This is a genomic window from Rhodopirellula sp. JB055, assembly GCF_043100905.1.
GTDB lineage: Bacteria > Planctomycetota > Planctomycetia > Pirellulales > Pirellulaceae > Rhodopirellula.
The window spans coordinates 1-7,568 of the sequence record NZ_JBICHO010000241.1; the positions used below are offsets into that span (position 1 = coordinate 1).

Annotated in this window: 6 protein-coding genes; 3 read left to right on the forward strand and 3 right to left on the reverse strand. The window is 56.8% G+C overall.

Going from position 1 to position 7,568, the window contains the following annotated elements; translation table 11 throughout:
• A partial coding sequence (locus ACF8AM_RS09995; protein ID WP_392555500.1) for a hypothetical protein occupies positions 1 to 249 on the reverse strand: 249 nt, incomplete at its 3' end.
• A 157-nt stretch (positions 250 to 406) separates the two neighbouring features.
• On the opposite strand from ACF8AM_RS09995, the gene ACF8AM_RS10000 reads away from it, so the two are divergent.
• On the forward strand, positions 407 to 2,161 hold the full coding sequence (locus ACF8AM_RS10000; protein WP_392555501.1) for a metallophosphoesterase: 1,755 nt from the start codon (positions 407 to 409) through the stop codon (positions 2,159 to 2,161).
• 19 nt (positions 2,162 to 2,180) lie between these two features.
• On the opposite strand, the gene ACF8AM_RS10005 is transcribed toward ACF8AM_RS10000, so the two are convergent.
• The gene (locus tag ACF8AM_RS10005; RefSeq protein ID WP_392555502.1) at positions 2,181 to 2,921 is read right to left on the reverse strand and encodes a LuxR C-terminal-related transcriptional regulator; all 741 of its coding nucleotides are present in this window, start codon (positions 2,919 to 2,921) and stop codon (positions 2,181 to 2,183) included.
• 191 nt (positions 2,922 to 3,112) lie between these two features.
• Positions 3,113 to 4,993, reverse strand: a complete 1,881-nt coding sequence (locus ACF8AM_RS10010) for a tetratricopeptide repeat protein (protein WP_392555503.1) — start codon at positions 4,991 to 4,993, stop codon at positions 3,113 to 3,115.
• Positions 4,994 to 5,382: 389 nt separating this feature from the next.
• Here ACF8AM_RS10010 and ACF8AM_RS10015 point away from each other — a divergent pair, with 389 nt between their 5' ends.
• Together ACF8AM_RS10015 and ACF8AM_RS10020 are read left to right on the forward strand one after the other, a co-directional pair.
• The gene (locus ACF8AM_RS10015; protein ID WP_392555504.1) at positions 5,383 to 6,369 is read left to right on the forward strand and encodes a 2-hydroxyacid dehydrogenase; all 987 of its coding nucleotides are present in this window, start codon (positions 5,383 to 5,385) and stop codon (positions 6,367 to 6,369) included.
• Positions 6,370 to 6,493: 124 nt separating this feature from the next.
• Positions 6,494 to 7,568: YihY/virulence factor BrkB family protein (locus ACF8AM_RS10020; RefSeq protein ID WP_392555505.1), on the forward strand; the 1,075-nt coding region annotated here is incomplete at its 3' end.

Here is a 7,568-nt window from a genome sequence, read left to right on the forward strand (position 1 = left end):
CGCGTCCTCGAGCATCGCGAGGTCGGTGTCGGAGTCGCCGGCCACGAAGATGGGCGGCTCGGACTCCGGCTGCCGGGCGAGGGGGTCGGCGCCGAAGATCAGCTGATTGATGAAGCAGCGAGCGATGGCGGCTGTTTTGCCACTACCTGTCGGGCCTCGCCATTGCGGCCAATTTGAGTCGTCACTCCGCCCCGTCGAAGCGATGAGAATGCAAATCGTGCACGTCGTGAATGTTCGCAGAATATTCATCTTGCAGTTGGCCTTGGGCACATGTGAACGGTGATGGCAGGCACTATAACTTACCCGAAAGTCGAGCCAGTGCTTTGCCGTGCCTCTGCCAACTGAGGTTCGCACTGGAGTCTTGTCTCGATGCCTTTGTCTCCAGCAGTTTGATAAGAATTGTCTCATGATGTTTCGATTGATATCCAACGGTTTGTTTTCCTCGGCAATCATTTTTCTTGCCTGGAACGCATCGGCGATTTCGGCACTGGCCACGGAGTCGGACCGATCCGCTCCGACGGCGGCGGTGATTGAGATCGTGGATCCATGGACGAAGCAAGTTGGGCTTCGCGCGGGATTGGAAACGGCTGGTTTCCAAGTCGCTGCAGTGGATCTTCATCAGGCGACTGTGCCAACAGCGGACTTGATCGTCGTTGGTTCATTTGCCAGCGAAGACGACTCGGTGCGGAAGTGGCTGAAGGACAACCGTGATGAATTGGCGGAACGTGTTGCAGCGGGAGCGGTCTTGTTGGAGCTCACCCAGGCCGATCAAACCGAATCGTCAATCGCTTTCTTGCCGGGTTCCCTTTCCGCTTCACGCACGGATCGGGACGGCAACCCAGTGATCGTGCATGCTCCGCAGCATCCGTTGCTGAAGCGTTTGCCACGTGATCCATCTGCAGAAGATCGTTTGTTGTTGCCAAAGCATCATCGGGCCGGGTCGTGGGAAACGCTTCGGGACCAACAAGGTTTCGCGGTCCTGGCGGCGTTGGGAAGATCGACTCGCGACCCCGTGCTGATGGAAGCCGCTCATGGCGAGGGGCGAATTGTTTTGACTTCACTGTTCCTCGACAAATATCAAACGACGGATGGAGAAGTCACCGCCCCGGCTGGTTTTGTGACCGCCTCGCGGAATTTCCTCGGCGGCTTGCACGACTATGTTTCGATGGTTCGCAGCAAGAAGGCCCCAGAGGTCCGACCGACTCCGGCCTACCAAGTTCCCGAGCCGTTGCCGTTCGTGGAAGGTTCCGCGACCATCGTTGCGCTACCCGACACCCAGATTTACAGCCAACGCTATCCGCAGCACTTTTTGGCTCAAACCCGTTGGATTCGCGAGCACCTGAAAGACCGCAACGTCGTCGCGGTTTTTCATGAAGGTGACATCACCAATCGCAACACGCCCGAACAATGGGAGAACGCACAGGAAGCGATGGACGAGTTGTTCGGGCAGGTACCGGTGATCGCAGCCCCAGGAAACCATGACATGGGGCCGGGCGGAAACGGAGCAACGCACGAATCGTGGATGAGTGATTATTTGGATGAACCACGGTTCGCCCGTCATCCTTCCTTCCAAGGCACGATGGATCCCGGGAAAACTGAAAACAATTACAGTCTGTTCGAGACCGACGATGCCAAATGGATTGGGATTGCACTGGAGTGGGCGCCTCGTGATCGAGCTGTGGAATGGGCCGATCAGTTGTTAAGTGAACACCATGACCGATTGGCCGTGATCGTGACGCATGCGTACATGTACTACGACGAGACCAAGTACGATTGGAAGCGAACGCAGTCGCAGTCATGGAGCCCATACAAATACGGTGTTGCTGACAGTCGCGAAGGAGTTAACGATGCACGCGATCTATGGGAAAAACTGATCAGCCGGCATCCCAATGTCGTGATGGTGCTGTCAGGACACGTGCTTAACGACGGTGCCGGTTTGCTTAGCGAGACAACGACGCATGGGAACACGGTCCATCAGATGTTGGCGAACTATCAAATGTTGCATGAGGGTGGCGACGGATGGATGCGATTGATCGAACTTCTGCCCGATGGCAAAACGATCCAGGTCCGCACGTACTCGCCTGTTTTGAAAAAATACAAGACCGACCCGGAGCACCAGTTCACGCTTCCGTTGATCATCGCAACACCAACGGTGGAGTGAATGCGGCGAGAAACGTTCTTCAGGTGGTGGTGGAGGACGCGGAGACTTCTGTGTTGACCGGCAACAGGTCCGGAACGCACTCGCGAGATTTGGGCACGGCGTCAAAGCGTTGCAGCGGCAGGTGTTCCGGTTTCAAACCGGCCTGAGCGACTAAGCGAGTGAGTTGCGCGATCGATGAAACGCCAAGCTTGTGGCCGATTTCGGTTTTGTGACGCTCGATCGTTCGCGGGCTACGATAAAGCAGACGCGACACTTCCGGGACACTGTTGCCTTGACCAAGCAGCACGAGCACTTCCAATTCACGAGGGCTGAGGACCGACAGCGGCCCCAAGTCGATGAACTGACTCTGCGTTTCCTTGATATCACCGTCGGGCAAGATGCCATCGAGTCGGGTGAGGACGACAGCAAAATGGTGCTCGTCATTGTGGTGAGGGTAGAACGACGAAACGAGCATGCGACCGCAGTAAATGTGCGTGGCTCGAAGCGGTGAGTCAGTGTCGATGACTTCTTTCATCCATGTCATTCGTTCATTGGCGTATTCCTCGGAAAAGACATCGTGCAGCGTTTTGCCGAGCAAGTCCTCGTCGTCGATGCCGAACAAGCGGAGGGCAGCGCAGTTGAAGTGAACGATTCGACCGCTGTCCTCGATGATCGTCAGGCCAACGTCGGGTTCTTGGTCGAACACTTTCAACCAGTCGATTGATCTTAAAGCTTCTTGCATGGCACTCTCTCGCTGCGATTCAGGTGGTGAGAACGACACGCGAACGCTTGCGTGGTCGTTTCAATGGATCCTGTCAGGCAAGTGCTGTGCCAATTGAGCGAATTCGCTCATGGATTCGTCGCTGCTTGTCGTCGATATGACAACTGGGGCAAGGCCGCTCCTGGTGACCTGTAGTTTTTTTACCCAGGTCGCCGGAGCGGCCGAGTTTTCAACGACCAACTCGGCTTTGGTCAAGTGTCGATCAGATCGTCAGGTGACAGCAACGGGATCTCGTTTTCTTCGGTGTCCTGTTTTTCGCGCCAAGGTTCGTTGGTCCGATACGATTCCAATTCTTCTTGAAGCTGTTTGAGCTGAACGGACTCTTCGTCGGCACCTTCCTCGATCTCTTGCTTGGCCGCTTCCACCGCCTTTTGGCTCCATTTGACCGCGTTTTCGAAATCGCCGGTTTCCGCGTACCCTGCCGCGAGGGTGCTAAGGATGTGGCCTTCGGTTTCTTCGGTCAATTCGACGGCTCGTAGGCCGAGTTCGAGTGAGCGTGCCCCATTTCGCACTTCGTCCTTGGGCGAAGTTGCCAGCACCCAGGCCAAGTTGTTCAGCACGCTGGGCAGGATGATCGCGTCGGTTTCGTTTTCTTCATTGAGGTTGCTCAACGCTTTTTCGTAGTCCGCGATGGCTTCGGCGTGATCGCCAACGGCCAAGTAGGCATCACCACGCGAGCGTAGCACCGAGGCGTTTTTCGGATCGCGGTCGAGCACACCACTGAGCATGTCAATGGCTTGCCGAGGGCGATCGTCTTGCAAGTACAAATTGGCGAGCTGCAGTTGGCGATAGACGTCATCTGGATTGCGGTCGATCAAGATTTTCATGTCATTGATCGCGTCGGCCATGCGTCCTTCTTCGACGGCAATGAAGCAACGAACCACGATGGCTTGGTCGAGCTGTTCGACTTGCGGTGCCAAATCGATGGCGGCGTCCAAGTCACGTTTGGCGTCTTTGACATCGTCGCGTCGCAGTGAGATCTCCGCTCGTTGCAACAACGCGATGGGGTCCTTGGGCTGCATTGCCAAGGCTTTGTTCAAATCGGCCAGTGCGTCGGCTTCGCGGTCCATGTTGGTGTACAGCAACGCGCGAAGGCGATACAGCCCTTCGCTGGGGCGAGCCTGGATGGTTTTGCTAAGCAGTGCCAAGGCGTCATCGGTGCGATCGAGTTCGACTAGTTGCTGAACGGTCGCGGCGGCGATCTGTTCGTTGGTCGGATCGAGTTCCAGGACCTTTTGGAGATCCTCGACGGCTTCGTCGAACTTGCCTTCTTGCATCCGCAGGCCGGCTCGTTGGCGAACGGCTTCTGCGTTGGCTGGATCCAGCTCAATGGCTTTGGAGAGGTCTGACAGTTGGTCCTCGGTCTCATCCTGGGTCATCGCGCGAAGCAAGTAAGCCGTGCTGAGTTCCTTGGGATCGTCTTGCAGCAACTCAATCGCGGCGGTGGTGGCTTCGGCGATGCGTTCTTGGTCTCCATCAGGAAGCAAATTCAACCGCGCGATCAGCATGTGTGCTTCCGCGAGATCGGGATCATTTTTGATTGCCTGGTCGAGCACTCGCAGGGCTTCATCACGCATTTGCAATGCCCGGCGGCCTCTCATTCGAGTCATCGCACCCGCCATCCCTTGTCCCCGCTGAAGTTGAATGCTGCCAAGCATTTTTTTCGCGAAGGATTGGTTTTCGTCGTCGAGACCTTTTGCCAGCGCCGATTCAATCAGGGAGGCAACCGCTTCCAGGTCTTCATTGGATTCGGCATCGATGCGTTTCAGCACCGCTTCGTCCAAGTCCGCTTGGCCGGGATCCGCCGATTGCTTCATTTGTGAAGGCAGCAGTGGTGGTGCTCCCGGTGGCACGGGGGTGACCGGAGGAGCTGGTTGGGCGGCTTCGTCCGGAGCCGTCTTGGTGGCCGGAGCCTGCTCTGTCGCGGAGTCCTGACCTTGTACCAACTCAACGGGCAACGCAGAGAAACAAAGGACCGCGACGCCCGCCAAGACGCGAGGGTGGCCGAGCTTGTCGGCGAAGGGACGGTAGAGGTTCATGAGAGAACGCTGGCCGCTGCGTCGATGATTCATCCAGAAGTCTCGTCGAAGGGGAAAGTGGCAAATTGGAAGGGGCGGGGTCCGGATTCGAGTCCCGTTTTGCAGGGATTGTTCGCTTTGCTGGTCTGTTCGCATCGCGAGGCTCGCGGGTTCAAGGTCGGATCATGGTTTCCATTCATTGATCCGGGCCTCACGACCGGTCCTCAAGGTTACATCGGAAGGTTCCATCAGCGATTCAGGAATTCGTTGGCGTTGATTCCATTGTGGTGAAATCCAATGACCTGAAATCCGGTCGCGGTTTGGAACCCCGTGTCTCGCAGACCCGCTCCATCGTATCATTTTTAGGTCACGAGAAGCCCTGGTCGCGGGACTGGGATCCATTATGCCGGTTTCAGAGAAAGCCGCGAAGGGGAATTGAGAAGATGAACAGCCAACAGGCGGACGGACGGCCGAGCGTTTTAGTCACGCGAAAAACTCCGGGCGAGTCGCTGCAACGTCTGCGGGAAGTTTGCGAAGTCGAGGTTTGGCCTGATACGATGCCACCCAGTCGCGAGGAACTGTGTCAGTTGGTGAAAGGCCGCCATGGATTGCTGACAATGCTCAGCGACCGTGTCGATGACGAATTGATGGACATTGCTGGCGATCAGTTGACGGTGATCAGCAATTACGCCGTAGGATTCAACAACATTGACGTCGAAGCAGCCAAGACGCGGGGCATTGCGGTCGGGAATACGCCAGACGTCCTGACCGATGCCACGGCAGATTTGGCGGTCGCGTTGTTGTTTGCTGCTTCTCGGCATGTTTTGCAAGCGGGCAACCAGGTTTGCCAGGGTGAGTGGAAAACCTGGGAGCCGACGGGGTGGTTGGGCGTCGAGCCCGCCGGGAAAACGTTGGGGATTGTCGGCATGGGGCGAATCGGCCAGGCAACGGCTCGGCGGTTGGTCCGCGGATGGGGGATGGAGCTGCTGTACACCTCACGCAGCGACCAAACGGAGGTCGAAAAAGAATTGGGGGGACGCCGCGTCGAACTCGACACTTTGTTGTCGGAGAGTGATTTTGTTTCCGTGCATGTCGCGTTGACCGAGCAGACTCGCAATCTGATTGACGCCGCGGCGATTTCCAAAATGAAGTCCACTTCGGTGCTGGTGAACACCGCGCGAGGAGAAATCGTCGATCAAGACGCCTTGGTGGCTGCTCTCGAAAGTCGATCGATTTTCGCGGCGGGATTGGACGTCACCACGCCTGAACCATTGCCAGCCGAGCACCCGTTGGTGAAGTCGGACCATTGTGTGATCTTGCCGCACATCGGAAGCGCGACGCATACCAGTCGAAACGCGATGGCTGAAATCGCGGTCGACAACCTGATTGCCGGATTGTCTGGTGAACCGCTTCGTTGCTCGGTGACATGATGCAACCCGGCGGCACGATCCAGTGGTGAGTTGTCAAACAGCCGCGTCAATCGCGGCTTGCCAATTCACGGTGCTCCCCGCCGAAACCTCTTTCTTCCACCGCTCCACTTCCAAGGATTACACCGTGCGTCACTGGTGGAACTACCTCATCGAAACAATCGAGCGACCGAGGGATGAGTTATCCCGTCGTCAGCATCAACTGCGGACCGCTTGGGATCTTGTCATTCACTGCGGCGAGCAATTGCGTCGCCATCGAGCGGAAGGCATGGCTGCGGAGTTGACCTATCGGACGATTTTTTCGTTGATTCCAGTGGTGGTGCTGGGGTTGGTGATGTTTCGCGTTTTTGGTGGGCTCGATGATGTGCAACTGCGAGTGGAGAACCAGTTGTATTCGTTCTTTGGAGTGCCGCAGATTCCCGCCGAATACATCCCAGTGCCGGAACCCGACTCCGGGGATCCTCCAGACGAGTTGGCCGTGGACGCTTCGGAAGTCAATACACCGGATTTTCGGGATGCGGACGACGTCGTGATCGAGACCGTCGTGGACGCAGACTCGGAGGATGCGAGGGAAGTGGCAGACCCGGACGCGGAGCCGGCGGGATTAGGCGATGGAGCTGACGGTAGGTTGCCGAACGGATTCGCAAAATCAATGATGGATCCTGATCGACTTCCGGCAGAGGATGTGACTGGGGAATCCCTGGACGTCAAGGATTTGGAAGGCAGGGCCGAGGCGGACGATCAAGCTCGCGAAATCATTCGGCAGACCTTGCACGGTGCGACTTCCAAGATTGCGACGCTGGATTTCGCTTCGATTGGAGTTTTCGGATTGTTGCTGTTTATCTATGCGGCTGTGGCGCTGGCGGATGCGACCGAATACTTGTTCAACCGGATCTTCGACGCGCCGACTCAGCGTCCGATCCACCTTCGGGTGGCGGTTCACTGGTCGATCATCACGCTGGGAAGCGGCCTGTTGGCGCTCAGTCTTTACATGTCGTCTCAGGTCATTGATTGGTTTGGGACTTTAGGAGCGGGGTCGGGGCCGGTTTGGATTTTGCAACATGCGTTGTCGTTGCTGGCATCTTGGGTGTTGTTGTTTTTGCTGTACGCGTTGATGCCCAACACGCACGTTTCCGTCCGTGCGGCTGTGATGGGATCGGCGGTCAGTGCGGTGTTGTGGGAATTTGCCAAGTACGGCTTTC